The sequence below is a fragment of the Streptomyces sp. CB03234 genome (assembly GCF_001905885.1).
Classification (GTDB): domain Bacteria; phylum Actinomycetota; class Actinomycetes; order Streptomycetales; family Streptomycetaceae; genus Streptomyces.
Window position 1 is genome coordinate 335,742 of sequence record NZ_LIYH01000008.1, and the last position, 16,842, is coordinate 352,583.

General features: G+C 71.3%; 15 protein-coding genes and 1 pseudogene. 2 read left to right on the plus strand and 14 right to left on the minus strand.

Features of this window, described 5'->3' with window-relative positions:
• Positions 1-36 precede the first annotated feature (36 nt).
• The 4 genes and pseudogenes from AMK26_RS32335 to AMK26_RS38195 form a co-directional block, all read right to left on the minus strand.
• Positions 37-1,080: an aromatic ring-hydroxylating dioxygenase subunit alpha gene (locus AMK26_RS32335; RefSeq protein ID WP_073759156.1), complete on the minus strand. Its 1,044-nt coding sequence runs from the start codon at positions 1,078-1,080 to the stop codon at positions 37-39.
• Positions 1,081-1,105: 25 nt separating this feature from the next.
• A complete protein-coding gene (locus tag AMK26_RS32340; RefSeq protein ID WP_073759158.1) occupies positions 1,106-2,491 on the minus strand; it encodes an MFS transporter in 1,386 nt (461 codons plus the stop codon).
• A 239-nt stretch (positions 2,492-2,730) separates the two neighbouring features.
• The gene (locus tag AMK26_RS32345; protein WP_241838175.1) at positions 2,731-3,531 is read right to left on the minus strand and encodes an IclR family transcriptional regulator; all 801 of its coding nucleotides are present in this window, start codon (positions 3,529-3,531) and stop codon (positions 2,731-2,733) included.
• 136 nt (positions 3,532-3,667) lie between these two features.
• Positions 3,668-3,878 (minus strand): annotated as a pseudogene (locus tag AMK26_RS38195) (ABC transporter ATP-binding protein); the annotation flags it as partial.
• A 251-nt stretch (positions 3,879-4,129) separates the two neighbouring features.
• Here AMK26_RS38195 and polX point away from each other — a divergent pair.
• A complete protein-coding gene (gene polX, locus AMK26_RS32355; RefSeq protein ID WP_073759160.1) occupies positions 4,130-5,869 on the plus strand; it encodes a DNA polymerase/3'-5' exonuclease PolX in 1,740 nt (579 codons plus the stop codon).
• A 26-nt stretch (positions 5,870-5,895) separates the two neighbouring features.
• Here the strand turns inward: polX and AMK26_RS32360 are convergent, their stop codons facing one another.
• On the minus strand, positions 5,896-6,522 hold the full coding sequence (locus AMK26_RS32360; protein ID WP_073759162.1) for a DUF2867 domain-containing protein: 627 nt from the start codon (positions 6,520-6,522) through the stop codon (positions 5,896-5,898).
• 127 nt (positions 6,523-6,649) lie between these two features.
• On the opposite strand from AMK26_RS32360, the gene AMK26_RS32365 reads away from it, so the two are divergent.
• Positions 6,650-7,201: a TetR/AcrR family transcriptional regulator gene (locus AMK26_RS32365; protein ID WP_241838176.1), complete on the plus strand. Its 552-nt coding sequence runs from the start codon at positions 6,650-6,652 to the stop codon at positions 7,199-7,201.
• 45 nt (positions 7,202-7,246) lie between these two features.
• On the opposite strand, the gene AMK26_RS32370 is transcribed toward AMK26_RS32365, so the two are convergent.
• The 9 genes from AMK26_RS32370 to AMK26_RS32410 all read right to left on the minus strand — a co-directional run bounded on the left by AMK26_RS32370 (position 7,247) and on the right by AMK26_RS32410 (position 16,566).
• Positions 7,247-7,906 (minus strand): hypothetical protein, encoded by a 660-nt coding sequence (locus AMK26_RS32370; RefSeq protein ID WP_073759166.1) that lies wholly within the window; start codon positions 7,904-7,906, stop codon positions 7,247-7,249.
• Between the two features lie 13 nt (positions 7,907-7,919).
• The gene (locus AMK26_RS32375) at positions 7,920-8,726 is read right to left on the minus strand and encodes a hypothetical protein (RefSeq protein WP_158071163.1); all 807 of its coding nucleotides are present in this window, start codon (positions 8,724-8,726) and stop codon (positions 7,920-7,922) included.
• Complete coding sequence (locus AMK26_RS32380; protein WP_079277919.1) at positions 8,723-9,640, minus strand: NAD(P)-binding domain-containing protein; 918 nt, start codon at positions 9,638-9,640, stop codon at positions 8,723-8,725. Before AMK26_RS32380 ends, AMK26_RS32375 begins: the two co-directional genes overlap by 4 nt.
• Positions 9,633-10,856 carry a MalY/PatB family protein gene (locus AMK26_RS32385; protein ID WP_073759172.1) on the minus strand — a complete coding sequence of 408 codons (1,224 nt, stop codon included), beginning with the start codon at positions 10,854-10,856 and terminating at the stop codon, positions 9,633-9,635. Before AMK26_RS32385 ends, AMK26_RS32380 begins: the two co-directional genes overlap by 8 nt.
• A gap of 6 nt (positions 10,857-10,862) precedes the next feature.
• Complete coding sequence (galE, locus tag AMK26_RS32390) at positions 10,863-11,876, minus strand: UDP-glucose 4-epimerase GalE (RefSeq protein ID WP_073759174.1); 1,014 nt, start codon at positions 11,874-11,876, stop codon at positions 10,863-10,865.
• On the minus strand, positions 11,873-12,517 hold the full coding sequence (locus AMK26_RS32395; protein WP_198944218.1) for a hypothetical protein: 645 nt from the start codon (positions 12,515-12,517) through the stop codon (positions 11,873-11,875). Before AMK26_RS32395 ends, galE begins: the two co-directional genes overlap by 4 nt.
• A gap of 131 nt (positions 12,518-12,648) precedes the next feature.
• The gene (locus tag AMK26_RS36490; RefSeq protein ID WP_073759176.1) at positions 12,649-13,512 is read right to left on the minus strand and encodes a hypothetical protein; all 864 of its coding nucleotides are present in this window, start codon (positions 13,510-13,512) and stop codon (positions 12,649-12,651) included.
• Between the two features lie 68 nt (positions 13,513-13,580).
• Positions 13,581-15,311, minus strand: coding sequence for a condensation domain-containing protein (locus tag AMK26_RS32405; protein ID WP_073759178.1), 1,731 nt, complete (start codon positions 15,309-15,311; stop codon positions 13,581-13,583).
• 10 nt (positions 15,312-15,321) lie between these two features.
• Positions 15,322-16,566 (minus strand): MFS transporter, encoded by a 1,245-nt coding sequence (locus AMK26_RS32410; protein WP_073759180.1) that lies wholly within the window; start codon positions 16,564-16,566, stop codon positions 15,322-15,324.
• Between the last annotated feature and the right edge of the window lie 276 nt (positions 16,567-16,842).

Consider the following 16,842-nt stretch of genomic DNA (forward strand, 5'->3'; position numbering starts at 1 on the left):
CCCACAGCTCCGTCAGTACGGCGGGGTGCGGCGGGGTCATCGGGCCGTCGCCGTCTGCGCCATGCGGGCCAGGACGCGGCGGGCGGCGAGGCCACCGGTGTCGATGTCGATGCTCAGCTCCTGGTAGCCGGGCTTCTCGGTGTCCAGGGACTTCTGGAGCACATTGAGTGCCACGACGTCCTGCATGACGACCGTGTGGTTGTTGGTGCGCAGGAAGTCGGTGACCTCCTGGTCCTCCAGGGCGAAGTCACGTGCCACGGCCCAGAAGTCGTACGTCGTCTTCTCCGTCGACGGGGTGATGCCGTAGACGACCTCGACGTGGAAGGCGTGCGGGTCGCTGCCGTCCGGACGCGGACCCGGCGCGCCGACGGGGGCGACGCGCGAGTGGAGCAGGTAGAGGCAGGGGGCGTGGTACTCGATGTCCTGCCACCGGGTGATGCGGCCCTCGATGCCGGTGGACCTGGCGTAGAACGGCGGGCACTCGGCGTCGTCCATGTGACGGCTGACGTGGACGATGCCGGCCTTGTCGTCGACCTCGGTGGTGATCGGGGTCTCGGCGACCTCCGGGGTGCCGATGTAGCCGCCGTGCAGGTAGGTCTCGTGGGACAGGTCCATGAGGTTGTCGACGAGCAGCCCGTAGTCGGCGTCGATCGGCTCCATGCCGGAGACGACGGTGTAGTCCGGCGAGTCCATCCACGGGGCGCGGGGCGGCCGCACGTCCCCCGGTTCACGGTCGCCGATCCACACCCACACGAAGGAGTCCTGCTCGACGACCGGATAGGCCGTCAGGCGGGCGGTGCGCGGGATGCGTTGCTGGCCGGGTACGAAGACACAGCCGCCGTCCGTGCCGTAGGTGAACCCGTGGTAGCCGCACACCACCCGGTCGCCGTCCAGCCGGCTCGGCGCCTGGGAGAGGGGGAAGCGGCGGTGCACGCAGCGGTCGGACATCGCCACCGGCCGGCCGTCCTCGGTCCGGTACAGCAGGATCGGCTCACCGAGCACGGTGCGCCCGAGGAGTTCGCGGCCGACCTCGCGGCCGTAGGCGGCGACGTACCACTGGTCGCGTACGAAAGCGGTCATTCTCGTGTCCTTCCGGGAGTGGGGTTCAGTGCGCGGTGGCCGGGGCCGCCGCTGCGGGCTGTGTGTCCTCCGCCGTGGCGGGGCGCAGCAGCAGGAGGAGCGCGGCGGTGGCGACGTAGATCACGCCGACCGCCAGGTAGAGGTTCTGCGGCGTCCAGCCGCTGTCGAGGAGGGCGCCCGCGACCGTCGGGGCCACGATCGCGCCGATGCGGCCGATCGCGAGGGCGCTGCCGAGCCCGGTCGCCCGGACCCCCGTGCCGTACGTGGCCGGGGTCAGGGCGTACAGCCCGGCCACGGAGCCGTTGGCGAACAGGCCGATCAGCGCGCCGAGGGTGAAGGCGACGCCCAGGGAGGAGGTGGCGGCGATGAAGGCCGACAGCAGCACCGCGGTGGCGATCAAGTAGGCCATGAGGACGGAGCGGAGCGCGAAGCGGGCGGCGAGCGCTCCGAGGGCGGCCGAGCCGAAGATGCCGCCGACGTTGAGCAGCGTCCCGCCGGTCAGCCCCTGGCTGCCGGACAGCCCCGCCTCGACCAGCAGGGTCGGCGTCCAGCTGGTGATGAAGTAGAAGCCGGCCATGACGAGGAAGAAGGCCGACCACAGCAGCAGCGTCGAGCGGCGCAGCGCCGGGGAGAGCAACTCCCGGAAACCGGCGCCGATTCCGGCCGGTACGGCGGTGGGCTCGGGCAGGGTCTCCAGCGGCGGCCGGCCCATGCGCCGGGCGAGGGCGTTGATCCTCTCCAGGGCCCGCTTGGGCCGGCGGGAGGCCAGGAAGTCCACGGACTCGGGCAGGAGGACGAAGGCCAGCGGGACGGCGACGGCGGTGGCCAGGCCACCGGTCAGGAAGACCGAACGCCAGCCGAACTGACCGGTCATGGAGACGGCGAGCAGTCCGCCGACGGTGGCGCCGACCGCGTAACCGGCGGAGTTCAGGCTGACGGCGAGGCCCCGCCAGCGGCGGGAGGCGTACTCGCCGGCGATGACGTTGCTGCAGGCCAGGACGCCTCCGATGCCGACGCCGGTGAGCACGCGCAGCGCCCCGAGCTGGGCGGGCGACTGGCTGACCGAGGAGAGCAGCATCCCGGTGGCGGCCACGGCCAGGCAGCCGAGGATGACCGGGCGGCGGCCGATCCGGTCGCCCCAGGGGGCGACGAACATCGCGCCCAGGGCCATGCCGACGAGGCCCGCGCTGAGCAGCAGCCCCAGCTCGGAGGAGCTGAGCTCCCAGTCCGCCGACACGGCTTTGCCGGTGAAGGCCATGACGAGGACGTCGAAGCCGTCGAGCATGTTGAGCACGACGCACACCGCGATCGCGCCCCACTGGAACCGGCTCATCGGCCCTTCGTCGAGGTCGGCGCGCAGGGAGGGGCCGCTCACCGGCCTGGGTGCGGGGGAAGAGGATGGCACAACCATGGCAGCACTCCCTTGTCGACCGCGTGGTGATCGTCGACGCCCTTGGCGCACCAGACGGGGGTGCGGCCCCGGTGGACCGGGGCCCGGCGTCGACCGGGTGCGGACCATCGTGCGGCCGGGCGCACCGCGTCACCAGGGGTCTTTCCGGATGCCGGGAAACGTGTACGGAACAGCCGCCGCGCCACACGGCCGCGGCCGCCTGGCGGGAGGCGCGGCTCAGGCGGCGGTCGGCGAGGGGGTCAGGCCGGCGGCGGAACCATGGCGCGGGAGATGGCCCGGGCGCTCGTACAGACCAGCCGGGCCAGCGCGTGCGGTGAGGCGCTGCCGTGACGTACCACCAGCGACACCGCGGCGATCACCGCACCGTCGCCGCCGTGCACCGGTGCGGCGACCGACAGGGCGTCCATGGTGACCTGGCGGTCGCTGACCGCGTACCCGTTCATCCGCACCTCGGCCAGCATGCGCCGCAACAGGCGCGGATCGACGACCGTGCGGGGGGTGTAGCGCTCGAAGGGGCCGGCGAGCACCTGGTCCTGCACCTCGGCGGGGGCGTGCGCCAGCAGGGCGAGCCCGACGCCGGTGGCGGTCAGCGCGAACCGGCCACCGACGCGGGTGAGCACGGGCACCGCACCGGAACCGGCGATGCGCTCCACGAAGACGACCTCGGTGCCCTCGCGCACCGCCAGCTGCACGTTCTCGCGGGTGATCTGCGAGAGGTCCTCCAGGAACGGCAACGCCCGCTCCCGCAGGCCCTGTCCGCGCGGCGCGAGGGAACCGACCTCCCACAGCCGAAGACCGACGCGGTAGCAGCCTCTGTCACCGCGCTCCAGCGCGCCCCAGGCGATCAGCTCGGCCAGCATCCGGTGCACGGTCGACACCGGCAGCCCGGACCGCCGCGACAGTTCGCTCAGCGTCATCTCCGGGCAGTCCGCGCTGAACGCACCGAGGATCTGCAGCGCGCGGCCCAGCACCGGCCCGGTGCCCGAGGCCGGGCCGGGGCGGCGGGTCACCGGACCGGCCTTCGGTGCGGGGTGTTTCACCGGCGCTCCCGTTCTTTTCCGACCTGCCGTGCTCCACGGCGCTCCACCGTGCCGGTCAGTGTGCAGGACGGCACCGGCCGCGTCGAGACCCGCGCGCGTGGCACGGTCACGGCCGGCGCCCGCCGCCATCCGGCCCTCAGCGTCCGGTCGGGCGGCTGCCCCGCACGCTCCACCGTCCCTCGATGCGGGTGAGGCGGACCGGATGGCCGAAGCATGTGCTGACCCGGTCGCTGGTCAGGACGTCGTCGGCCGGCCCGGAGGCCAGACGGCGTCCGTCGCGCAGCAGCAGCTTGGGTGGTGCCGGGCGGCAGTTCCTCCAGGTGGTGGGTGACCAGCACCGACGACATGGACGCTCAGGGGCGAGCGCGGAGCGTGCCGGGGGCCCGCATGGCCGACGTACGACCGCAGGTGGCGCAGGTCGGCCCGCGCACGGAGACGCCGAAGCGGCCGGGAGCTGTCTGCGGGAAGAGCTGAAGCGGACGCTCGGCCAACTCCACGCCGTCCGACCCGCGTCATAGGAGGGACCGGGGCACAGGCACGGGTGCCCCGGTGGCGCACCGCGCATGCCCGCCGGTCCTGGGCGGCGCATCCTGGGAATATGGTCCGAGCCAATGAGGAGGTCCAGGCACTGCTCCAGGAGTACGCCGACCTCATCGCCATCACCGGAGGCGACGCCTTCAAGGCGCGCGCCTACGAAAAGGCCGCCCGCGCGGTGGGCGGGTACCACGCGGACGTGTCGACGCTGGGCGCCAAGCAGCTGCGCGACATCCCCAACGTCGGCAGGTCCATCGCCGACAAGATCGTCGAGTACCTCACCTCCGGCCACGTCTCCGCCGTCGAGGAGCGCCGCGAGGCCATCCCCGCCGGGGTCCGCGAGCTGATCACCATTCCCATGCTCGGCCCGAAGAAGGCCATGGTGCTCTACGAGGAGCTGGGCATCTCCTCCGTGGACCAGTTGCTCGACGCCCTTCAGCAGGAGCGCCTGCGCGACCTGAAGGGCTTCGGCGAGAAGACCGAGGAGAACATCCTCCACGGCATCCGGCTCATGCAGAAGGCCGGGGACCGCATCCTCCTGGACTCCGCCATGGACACCGCCGAGCAGCTCGTCGCCGAACTGTCCCGCATCACCGGCTGCGCGCGCTGCGGTTACGCCGGGTCGCTGCGCCATATGCGCGAGACCATCGGCGACATCGACGTCCTGGTGGCGGCGGAGCGGTCGGCACCGTTCATGGAGGCGCTCGGCAGCCTCCCGTACACCGCCGAGGTCATCGCGCACGGCGAGAAGAAGACGTCCATCCGCACCACCAAGGGCCTGCAGATCGACGTCCGGGTCCTCCCGCCGGACTCCTGGGGTGCCGGCCTCCAGTACTTCACGGGTTCCAAGGCGCACAACATCCGCACCCGCGAGATCGCCGTGCGCCACAAGCTCAAGCTGTCCGAGTACGGCCTCTTCCACGCCAGGAGCGGCAAGAAGATCACCTCGGAGACGGAGGAGGAGATCTACGCCCGCCTCGGACTGCCCTGGATCCCGCCGACCCTGCGGGAGGACCGGGGCGAGATCGCCGCCGGACTGCGCGACGAACTGCCCGAACTGGTGCAGGAGAGCGACATCAGGGGCGACCTGCACACCCACACCGACCTCACCGACGGTCTCGCCCCGCTGGAGGAGATGGTCGCCGCGGCCGCCGAGCGCGGTTACGCCTACTACGCGGTGACCGACCACGCCCCCGACCTCGCCATGCAGCGCATGACCAGGGAGAAGATCCTCGCCCAGCGGGAGCGGGTCAGGGAACTGGACCGCGCGTACCACGGGATGCGGCTGCTGCACGGCACCGAACTCAACATCGGCCCGGACGGGACGGTCGACTGGCCCGACGACTTCCTGGAGACCTTCGACCTGTGCGTCGCCTCCGTCCACTCGCACTTCAACCAGAGCCGCCAGGAGCTGACCCGCCGCCTCGTCCGTGCCTGCGAGAACCCGCACGTCTCCGTCATCGGCCACCCCACCACCCGGCTGCTCGGCAAACGCCCCGGCATCGACGCCGACTTCGACGCCGTCTTCGAGGCCTGCGCCCGCACCGGGGTGGCCCTGGAGATCAACGCCCACCCCAACCGCCTGGACCTGTGCGACGAGGACATCCTGCGGGCCAAGCGGTACGGCGTGAGGTTCGCCGTGAACTCCGACGCCCACGCGGTGACCCATCTGCCGTACATGCGCTACGGCGTGGGCACGGCGCAGCGGGGCTGGCTCACCAAGGACGACGTCATCAACACCTGGCCGCTGGCCAGACTGCGCCGCTTCCTGCGCGGGGACCTCACCGTGTCGTCAGGCCACTGACCGCCCGGCCACCCCGGCCACCCCGGTCACGGTCGGGGGCTGCCGCCCTCGGGCGGCACAAGCGCGCGGTCCCGCCAGGCGCGCTCCCACTGGCGGGTCAGCGCCGGGTAGACGATCAGGTATCGGAACGGTGCGATGAGGGCCATGTACAGCCGCCCGAACCGGCCGTTGGGCTTGACCAGGACCGCCATCCGCAGTTCGTGGTCGCCGTCGCCGTCGCGCACCCACCCCAGGTGCATGAGGGTGTGGCAGGTCTTGTTCGCCAGTTCGCGGACGGACTCGTCGGCGAGCTCGTACACGAGGGTGAAGGGGCTCCTGCCGGAGTCGGGGCCGTCCGCGGTCTCGTCCACGGTCTCGCGGAGGTCGCTCGGGAGGCGGTCGCGCAGCGAGGGGACCCGGGCACCCAGGCCCGCCGTCTGCTCGTCCCATCCGAACAGGGCGCCGAGCTTCCAGCGCAGCGCGAACAGGAACCGGACGGCAGGGGTCTGCTTGGCGAATCCGCCGCCCGTCCGCATCGCGTCGAGCATCAGCGGGAAGTCGTCCGGCCCGGCGCCGGGGGTGCGGAAGGACCACACGTCCTCGGTCCGGAAGTCCGGGGTGAGCTCATGGATCCGCCATGGCTGACCGGTGTGGGCCGTGCGGGGAAGTTTCATGGCTGCTGCCGCCTTTTCCGCCTCGGGACGCCGGTTGCCGCCCCGCGTTATACGCTTGCGTACAAGTCGAGGTTAGACCCACATATACGGATGCGTATATCGGTCGATGAGTGAGGTGGAGCACATCGTGGGCGCTGCTCGCACGCCGCGCGACAGGTGGGTGGAGGAAGGGCTGCGGGTGCTCGCCGACGGCGGTCCGGACGCCGTCAGGGTCGAGGCGCTGGCGAAGCGGCTCGGCGTCACCAAGGGCGGGTTCTACGGGTACTTCGCCGACCGCGACGCGCTGCTGGAGGCGATGCTGGACGCCTGGGAGCGGGAGAGCACCGACGAGGTGATCGACCGGGTCGAGCGCGAGGGCGGCGACCCGAGGACCAAGGCCCAGCGCGCGGGCATGCTCACCTTCTCCAGCGGCCGGCTGCTCCCCATCGACCTCGCGGTCCGCGACTGGGCCCGGCGCGACGCCGCGGTCGCCGAGCGCCTGCGGCGCGTGGACAACCGGCGTATGGCCCTGTTGCGCGAGATGATCGGCACCTTCTGCTCCGACCCCGACGAGGTCGAGGCCCGCAGCCTGATCGCCTTCTGTGTGGCCATCGGACACCACTCGCTCGCCGCCGACCACGAGGGCCGCAGCCGGGCCGAGGTCCTCGCCCGCGCCGGCGACCTGATCCTCGACCGGTAGGCCAGGTCTCGTAAGCCGGGCGGTACTCACCGGAACTCCGTGCCCTCAGACCTCGAGCGCCCGGGTGCCGGGGATCAGGAACCGGTCGGCGGTCTCGTACAGGGCCCGTACCGTGGCCTTCTCGCCGGCGACGGTCTGTTCCGGGCGCGCGCACTCCAGGAAGGCGAGCCGGGTCCTCTCGTACTGCTCGACGTCGAGTGCGCGCCAGCCGTGGGACCGCGCGTCCGCCACCGCGTAGTCCGTCCAGAGCAGGAACGGCAGGCTCTGCTCGGGCGGCAGGTCGCTCTCGTCGCCCGCCCGGGGGCCGTCGTCCCGCAAGTCGAGATCGAGGCCCGGCAGGGCGACGAGCGGGAGGGTGGCGTGGTGCGCGCCGGCCGCGAAGAGCTTGTGGAAGCCGAGCAGATATCCGCGGATCAACGAGTACTCGTGGTCCACGTACGTGACGACGGGGAAGAGCCGGTCCTGTCCGCCGGCACGGACCGGAATCTTGACCAGCGTCTCGGTGAAGTCGATGGACCGGTCGGCGCAGACCGAGGAACGCACCCGGGACACGGTCACGAGGAACCGGGAGACGGCTGCCAGTTGCCGGGTGACGAGGTCCGGCACACCGTGCTGCGCGAGAGGGCGGAAGTCGACCGGCGCGGCGGTGTCGAGCAGAGCCGTCCGGGACGCGCAGGCGAAGGAGTTGGGCAGGACGAGCGACATGCGGGGACCTTTCTCAGGCGGTGGGCCGGGCCGTCATGGCGGACAGGCCGAACGGCAGGCCCTGGTTCTCCAGGAACGCGCGGTCGCGCACGGCGTGGAACGTCTCGCGCGTGCCCTCGGCGTGGTGCGGCGAGCCCGTCCGCGCGAGGAACTCCCGCGAGGAGGGCAGCAGGGTGAGCCCGTGCGCGGCGGCAACGTCCCGTACGGCACGCAGGCACGCTTCGGCGATACCGCGCCGGGCATCAGCCGTGAGAGGGGGGTGGTCGGGGGTGTGCTCGGTGAGCGGTTCGGGCGCGTCGGGCCGGAGGCCGGCGGCGTCCAGGAGACGGCGGGCGGCGCGGGCCGCTTTCGCCAGGTTCTCCTCGGGCGCGGTGGCGCCGGCCTTCGCCAGGTAGTACGTCACGGGCTGAGCGAGCCACGGCAGTACGTCGGCCGGGCGCGTGGTGGTGTCCTCACGGGCGTCGAGCCGGTGCCGTACGCCGAGCGGATCCCAGACGAACGGCTGGGTCGCCATGCTGGTGACGTATCCGGCGTGGCGTACGCGGAGGAACTTCTCCTCCAGCGTGAGCGCCGCCGTGCAGGTGATCGTGTACCGGTCCGCCAGCTCCTGCAGGACCGGGGCGAGTTGTTTGCGGGCCAGGGCGGCGTCCTCGGGTGCCGCCACGACCGGTATCAGGTCGAGGTCCGACAGGACGCGCCCGCCGACGATCCGGGCCTCGCCGCGGGAGAGGGAACCCGACAGCGCGACGGACGCGGCGGTCACGGTCCGGCAGACGGACGTCAGATGGGGCCGCAGGTTCTCCAGGTCCGTCGCCCTCATGACCGCCCGCTTCCGGTCGCGGTCGTGGTCGCGGTTCCTGCTCCCGTGGCCGTTCCGGTTCCCGGTCCCGTTCCCGTTCCCGTTCCCGTGACGGCGGAGTAGTCGGCGTCACCGCCGTGGGCCGACAGGGCACGGGTGAAGGAGTCGTGGACCAGGTCGAGCAGGGGGTGCGGCGGGGGCAGGACGTCGTGGGCGTACCGCAGGTCCTTGACCATGTGGCGCAGGGCGAAGTCAGGGTCGTCGAACCGGGATTCGACCATCCGGTCGAGCTTGCTCGCGCACACCGGGGCCATCCAGCCGTCGCTCGACAGGATGCGGGCAGCCACGTGGAAGTCGTCGTCGAGGACGGTGCGGAGGGTGGGGACGAACGCGGTGAGCGAGTGCAGCAGCGCCGCTCCCCAGGCGTTGTAGACCAGTTTGAAGCGTGTGGGGTTCCCGGCCGTGCCGAAGCTGTAGCGCTGCCGGGTGAACGCGTTCAGCACGGTCTCCACGCGGGCGTCGTACGCGCTCTGGTGGACGAAGGCGGACAGGGTGCCGTCGGCCGCTCCCGAGCGGCTGCCGGTGACCGGGCATTCGACGGCCACGCCGCCGGACTGGCGTATGTGCCCGTGCCACGCGTCGATCCATGCCGGGCTCAGGGTGGACATCTCGATGCAGGCGGAGCGCCCACGGGCGACGGCTTCCGTCACGTGCGGCGAGGTCCAGAAGTCCCGGCTCGCGTCGTCGTCCTCGAAGCAGCCGAGAATGACGTCGGGGCGTTCCAGTTCCGCTGCCCGGACGAGCCGGACCTCCGGATACGGAGGTGAGGTGAGGTGCCGGCTCATCAGGGAGACGGACAGTTCCTCGCGCCGCAGAAGGTGCGGAAGGATTCCGCGGGTCATCACGCCGTATCCCACGACGAGAATTTCAAGCATGGTGCGTCACCGCTTTCCCGTGTTGCCGGCCGGACCGGAGGATGTCCGCTCCGCGGACCAGTGCCGAGAGCGCTGTGCGCAGCAGGTCTTCCGGCAGCGCGAAATTCAGTCGGAGGTGTCCCGGGGCCGCGAACTCCGACCCCTCGGACATGGCGAGACCGACCCGGTCCCGGAAGAAGGCGGCCGGTTCGTCCGGTCCGAGCCCACGCCAGTCGAGCCACGCGAGGTAGGTGGCCTCGGCGGGGAAGTGGCGGACTTCGGGCAGGTGACGGGCCACGGTGTCGGCGACGAGCGCGTTGTTGCGGACGAGCCGGGCGCGGACGGAGGCGAGCCAGGCGTGGGATTCGGGGTGGTCGTACGCGGCACGGAGCGCCGCCACGCCGAGCCGGGAGACGGACCTGACGAAGAAGTCGGCCACCTGCTGCCAGCGTTCGGCGTCCTCGGGTGCCGAGAAGATGAGCTGGGCGCACTTCAGTCCGGCGATGTTCCACCCCTTGGACGCGGAGGTCGCCGTGATGGTGTGGGAGGCCGCGGCCGCGCTGATCGTCGCGTAGGGGATGTGGGGAACCGGGGCCAGGGTCAGTGGCGCGTGGACCTCGTCGCTGAACACGCGGGCACCGTGACGGTCGACCAGCCGCGCCAGCCGGCCGAGTTCCCCGGCGGTGTAAACCCGCCCGGTGGGATTGTTCGGATTGCAGAGCACCACCAGGCGCGCACCCCGCTCGAGAGCCCGCTCGATCCCCTCCAGATCCATGTGGTGGCCCGTATCGCCGGTCCGCGACGGAACCTGCACCACACGGTGCCCGAATAAGGAAGGAACGGTGAGCAGTGGCGCATACGCGGGGGTCGGGACAATGACGTCGGAACCGGCCGGGAGGAAATGCTGGAGAACCGCACCGTATCCGGTGACGACATCACTGACGAATCCGATGGAATTTTCAGGTACGGACCAGTCGTATCCGTTCTTCATCCAGCGGACGATTGATTCGCGCGCCAGGCCGATACTGACGGGGTCATTGTAGCCGAGCGTTTCGGCTCCCATTTCCCGTTTCAATGCGTCATGAATCGGCCTGGCCACGCCGTAGGACATCTCGGCCACCCACGCGCCTATCGCGCCCGGATATTTCGCTGCCAGAAGTGAAATCGGCCCGATACGTGACCGGATACCGGGCGGCGGAATCGCTTCTTCGATGGACAGTGGGTGGTCTGAATTCATGTCACCTTACGCCTGGGGATCCGTACCGATAATGGAATCACGCTTCTCGAACCAGGTGAGGGAATCCCTGATGCCCTCTTCGAGGGAATGGCTCGGGCGCCAGTCGAGCAGTTCGGCGGCCCGTTCGCCGCGGGAGAAGGCGCCGGCGCTGTCGCCGGGGCGGCGCCCGGTCTCCACCGACGGCAGCGGCGCGCCCGTCACGGTCGCGAAGGCGTCGAGGAGCTCCCGTACGGTGGTGCCGGTGCCCGTGCCCAGATTGATGACCCGGTAGGTCGTACGGGGCTCGGACGGGAACAGCGAGTCGAAGCGGCGCAGCGCCTGCACGTGCGCCCGCGCCAGGTCCCACACGTGGATGTAGTCGCGGATGCCGGAGCCGTCCCGGGTGGGCCAGTCGACGCCGGTGATCTGGAACGTCTCGCCCAGCCGGTGCGCCTCGATCATCTTGCCGAGCGCGTGCGTGGGCCGGCGCACCTGGAGTCCCGTGCGCATCTTCGGGTCGGCGCCGATGGGGTTGAAGTAGCGCAGGGAGACGACGTTCATCTCCCCGGTCGAGCTGATGTCCTCGAGCGCCGTCTCGAACAGCGCCTTCGTGCGGGCGTAGGGGCTCAGCGGGGCGAGCGCCGAGTCCTCGTCGACGGCGAAGTCCGTGCCCGTGGCGTAGATGGAGGCGGAGGAGCTGAAGATGAGCCGGTGGCAGCCGTTGCGGGCGAGGTGTCCGAGGAACGTGATCCCCTTGGCCACGTTCTCCGTGTAGTAGCGCAGCGGCTGGGCGACGGATTCGGGGACGACGATGAGCGCGGCGCAGTCGACGACGGCCTCGATGTCCGGATGGGCGGCGAAGATCTCGTCGATGAGATTTCCGTCCGCGATGTCCCCCTCGAAGAATACCCGGCCGGCCGTGAATTCCTTCCGACCGGTCACCAGGTTGTCGAGAATGACGGGCTCGATGCCTTCGTCGAGGCAGGCGGAGGCGACGGTGCTGCCGATGAAGCCGGCACCACCGGCGATAAGGACCTTCATGAGCGCTCCCTATTGTCCGCGCGGGGTTGTCCGGGTGTGGACCGATTCTTCCCCGTCCAGGATTTTTGCAACAGTGTAGCGGACGCACTTTCCGCTTCATGGACGGTCGGGACCGGGGCGCTTTTCGGCTCGTACAGACACCACACCATCGTTGGTTGCCAGATGTGCTTGACGTCGAGTTCGCTGTTCTCCTGGACGATGTCGAGCGATCCTATGCAGCCGTCCACGAGCCCTTCCACGGCCCATTGGACGGCGATCGGTTTGGCATTGACGTAGCGGGGGACGGCATGCGGTACGAATTTACGTGCGAAGGCCGCCGTGGCCGGGTGTATGGCGAGGGAATCCACGGTGTCCAGGGAGGTGGCGCGGGCCCGGTTCACCGCGACGCACATGGGTTTGGTCGGGCTCTCCCAGGTGGCCACCAGACGTATCCGGTCGTAGTTCCGGAAGTGCATGTCCACCCAGCTGTCCACCAGGGTGTGTTCGTCACGCTCCACGAACCCGGCCGCGACGAGCACCTGCACGCCCTCGGACAGGCCCAGGTCCATGGCCGCGTTGAAGGAGTCGGCGAGCAGGACGCGGCCGAAATGGCGGGCCGCCTCCGCGTGCGCGTCCGTACCGGCGGGGCCGAGCGTGGCCACGGTCCCCGTCCGGATGTCCCGCGGCATTCCCCCGAGCGGACTCGGCATGTTCTTTCCCCCCGTGTGTGCTGCTGGTTCTCCATCCGCCGGCCCTCCGGCCGGCGGGTATGGCCCCTGGTGAACGCTCCGGCTCATGTCACCGGGCTGGGGCTGCCCGGCCGCAGGATCCGCAGGGCCAGGCCCCGCGTCTCCTCGGCCGCCGCGAGGCCGATCCGGCCGGTCTCCACCGCGTGGCGTGCCGCGGAGTCGATGTCCGGCCAGTCGTCGGGCAGGACGTGCCCGGCCGACACGATGTGGGCGACGGCACGGGAGGGGGCGTGAGTGACGGATCGGGCGCGGGTGCCGGATCGGGCGCGTGAGTCGGCGTCGTACGCGGCCACGAGGTGGGCGAACCAGTCCAGGTACGTGCCCATCAGGCTGCGGGCGACCTGGTTGACGGCCGGGTCCTCCACCTCGTCCGGGTCCGGATCGCCCGCGTCCTGGGCGAGCGCGGTGCGGATCACCTCGAAGAGGTGGGCCTCGATCCGTTCCATGACGGCGTCGGGACGGCGCGCGAGGGCGTCCTCGCTCCACCAGTCGGGGAGTTGGGCCCCCTCGTCGTAGGAACGCAGGGCGGCGAGCAGTTCAGCGGCGAGGGTCGCGGCGGTGGAGCGTTCCGCGTCGAAGAGGAGGAGACGGGTGGCCGAGGTCTGTTCGGCGACGTGCCGGGCCAGCGAGGCCGACATGCAGTAGGCCAGGACCGCGTGGACGGCCCCCGGCACGTCTCCCGCCCTCTCCAGCGCCCGCCTGGTGTAGGCCTCGGCGGTGAGGTCCCTGGGCAGCGGGCGTGCCAGGAGGTACCGCACGTCGAACCCGGCGTCCTCCAGGCGCAGGTCGGAGAGGTTCGCCTCGGGACGGTGCCCCGGGTAGTCGAGGACGAGAAGGACGGGCCGCGTGTCCGGCGTGGTCGTCGCCGTTGTGCCCCTGGTCGTCCGAGGGCTGGGAAGGTGCGCCATGAGCTGGTTCCTGAAGTGTGGGTGGGGGGTTGGGTGGGGCCGGGCGGTGAGGAGGGGGTACGCGGCCGCTACCGGCCGGGTCCGGGCCGGTAGGTCCGCAGCAGGGTGGCGACATCGATGCCGGCCGGGTTCTCGGAGACCAGGGCCACCATCCGGGTGAAGGTCTCCATGAAGGCCTCGGCGCGTTCGGCGGGCCACACCTCGCGCTCGTACTGGAGGAGCACGGTGGCGCCCACAGCGTCGTTGCCCGGGTGGTGCAAGTCGTGCACGTCCACCCGTACGGTCACGCCCGCCCGCAGGGCCAGCCGCGCATCGGCGACCGCCGGCTCGACGTCGACGCCGTGCAGAGGGAGGGGCGAGCCGTCCTCGGCGTCGACCGCCAGGTACAGCCAGGGGCGCCAGCGCTGCTCGAGGTCCCTGTTGAACTGGAGATGCTCCAGCAGCAACGGCAGCGGCACGGAGTGCGCGAGGCCCGAGGCGACGGACTGCTTCGCGGAGCGGACCACGTCGCCGACGGTCAGCTGTGTGTTGACGCGGAAGCGGTGGATGACCGAGGTGGCGAACCAGTCGACGTCGTCCTCCCAGCCCGCGGGCCTGCCGGACGTCGGGCTCACCATGCCCGGCACGGTGTGGCCCGCGTCGTCGAGGACGGCCAGCGCCAGGGCCGCGACGAACCCGCAGAACGGCGTCGCCGCCTCGGCCGCACAGGTCTCGCGCAGCCGCCGCACGGTGGCGGCGGACAGCCGGCCGTGCACCTGGGCCGCGGTCGTCGGCCACACGTCGGGATCCCGCATGCCCGTGAGCCGTACCTCGGGCAGCGCCTCCAGCGGGTCGAGCCGGCTCCGCCAGTGGGCCAGCCGCTCCTCCAGTGCGGCGTGGTGCCGGCGCTTCTCCTCCTCCGCCCAGCACCGTGGCGGGAGTTGAGGCAGTGCGGCGTCCTGCGGTGCGCCTGTGACGCGGGCGTTGTACAGAGCCGCCAGATCCCGGAGCAGGATCGCGAAGGAGTCCCCGTCGCACACCAGATGCTCGGCGGTGACCACGACCGTGGCCGCGTCCTTGCCGGTGACGAGCACCAGGACCCGCAGCTTCGCCTCGGTGGCCAGGTCGAACAGGGCCGTCCGCTCGGCGGTCACCTCGTCCTCCACCTCCGCCTCGGCGCCCAGCCGCCGTACCCGGAAGAGGCGGGAGAGGTCCAGCTGGTGGGCATCGAGCCGGTACGCCCGGTGCCGGCCGTGCCGGAGGTCGAGCTCGAAGACCGTACGCAGCGCCTCGTGCCGTTCGACGAGCGCGAGACAGGCGGCTTCGAGGCTCGCGGGGTCCAGAGGGCCGTGGATCCGGAACGACGTGGAGACATGGTGCGGGATGCGCGCTCCGACGGAGTCGGCGTCCCGCTGCAGCCTGCGCAGCTGACCGTACGACAGCGGTACCGGCCGGCGGCCCGCACCGTGCTCCGGCATTGACTCCTCGTACCCGCCGGTGGCGCGGGCGTCACGTGGGCCACCGGATGCCGGTGACGCTGCGGCGGCGCCGTCGCGCAGGCGCGCGTCGATGCGCGCGGCCAGGTCGGCGAAGTCGGCGGCGCCGAAGACGTCCTGGATGTCGACGGCACCGTCCCCGGGCAGTGCCTTCGTCAGGCGCATCACCAGGCGCCCGGCCCGTACGGAGTCTCCGCCCAGGGTGAAGAAGTTGTCCGACGCGCGGACCGGATCGTGCCCCAGTACGTCCGCGGCCTGGGCGCGGACCAGGTCCTGGACGGCGGTCGCGTCGAGCGTGCCGGGACGCGGTCGTTCTGCGTTCACGTGCGTGTCCTTAGGGTTGGTCCGGCCAGTCGGCGCGGCGCAGCTTCCGCGAAACGGTCGCCGCGCACAGGGGGATCACAAGAACCAGGCACAGGAGCCCGATCGCGGTGTGGTGCGAGAGGTGGCCCAGCAGCAGGCCGGCCGCGGCACTTCCGAGCGGACCCCCTACGGCGAGGACGGTGAAGCTGCCGGAGATGACCCGTCCACGGACGGCGTCGTCCACCTGCTGGAAAACGATGACGTCGATCAGTACGTACAGGGCCGGCTTCCCCAGCGAGATGAGGAAGAGCAGGCAGAACACGCGCACCGGGGAGGAGGGGAGCAGCAGTGCGGCCGTGACCAGCAGGGAGGTCCACACGACGCCGAGCAGGAGCACACCCGGGCGGAACCGGCGGTGCAGTCGGGTCACCAGAGCCGCGCCGGTGAGGTAGCCGATGGCCTCCCCCGACAGTGCCAGGCCGATGGTGCGGGCGTCGACGCCCTGCTGCTGGAAGTGGTTGATGAGTATGAGGTTGAGCGCGGCGAAGATGAAGTTCTCGATCGTCATCAGTCCCGTGACGGCGCGCAGGACCGCGTCCCTCCAGACGATCCGGGGGCCGACCGTCGCGCCCTTGAACAGGACCGACGGCCTGAGCCGGCCTGGCTGCTGCCCGGTCGCCGGCAGCCGGGTCAGGAAGGCGGAGCCCATCGACGCCACGTAGCAGGCCAGCACGGCGACGAAGGGCTGGACCGGCCCCGCCGCGAACAGGAGCCCCGCCAGCGGCGGCCCGGCGAGCATGGCGATGTTCACCCGTACTTCGTCCTGGCTCAGGGCCTGGCGCAGGTGCTCGGGCGGCACGATGGAGCGCAGCGCCAGGCGCCGTACGGGCATGCCGATGGCGCCGGAGACGCCGAGCACGGCCGCCGCCGCGAACAGCCCCGCGACGCTCGCCGCGCCCGTGGCCACGGAGGCGAGGACGGCCGCGGTCGCCAGTGTCCTCAGCGCCTCGGAGGTCAGCAGGAGGTTGCGCCTGCTGAACCGGTCCGCGAGCGCACCGGCCGGTATGCCGAGCAGGACTGCCGTCGCGGACTGGGTCGCCGCGAGCAGTCCCGCCTGCAGGGGCGACCCGGTCAGGGACAGTGCCAGGAGGGGATACACCAGGAGGGACATCGACGTGCCGATGGCACCGACGGTGGTGCCCAGCCAGTAGCTCTGGAACCTCCAGTTGCGGCGGAGGGGAACGAGAGCGGGTGGTGGGGTCGCGAGGTCGGTCATGGTCGATGGCCTGCCCTCGGGGGCCGGGGGACGAGCAAGACGAACAGCCCCTTCCGGGCGGGTGGTTTGACAGGACGCGGTTCCAACGCCGCGCGCGCCCGGGGCGGCGGGCACGGTGGGCGCGGTGTGTGTCGCAGTGCGTGTGTGTCGCGGAATGCGTTCGCCGAGGCTTTCGCCGGCCGGGCAGGCAGGCGCTCCGGACGCGGATGGTTCCGGACTCAGATCACGGTGACCAGGTGCGTCGCGAGAAGCGCCGGTGGCGTGTACTGATGGGTC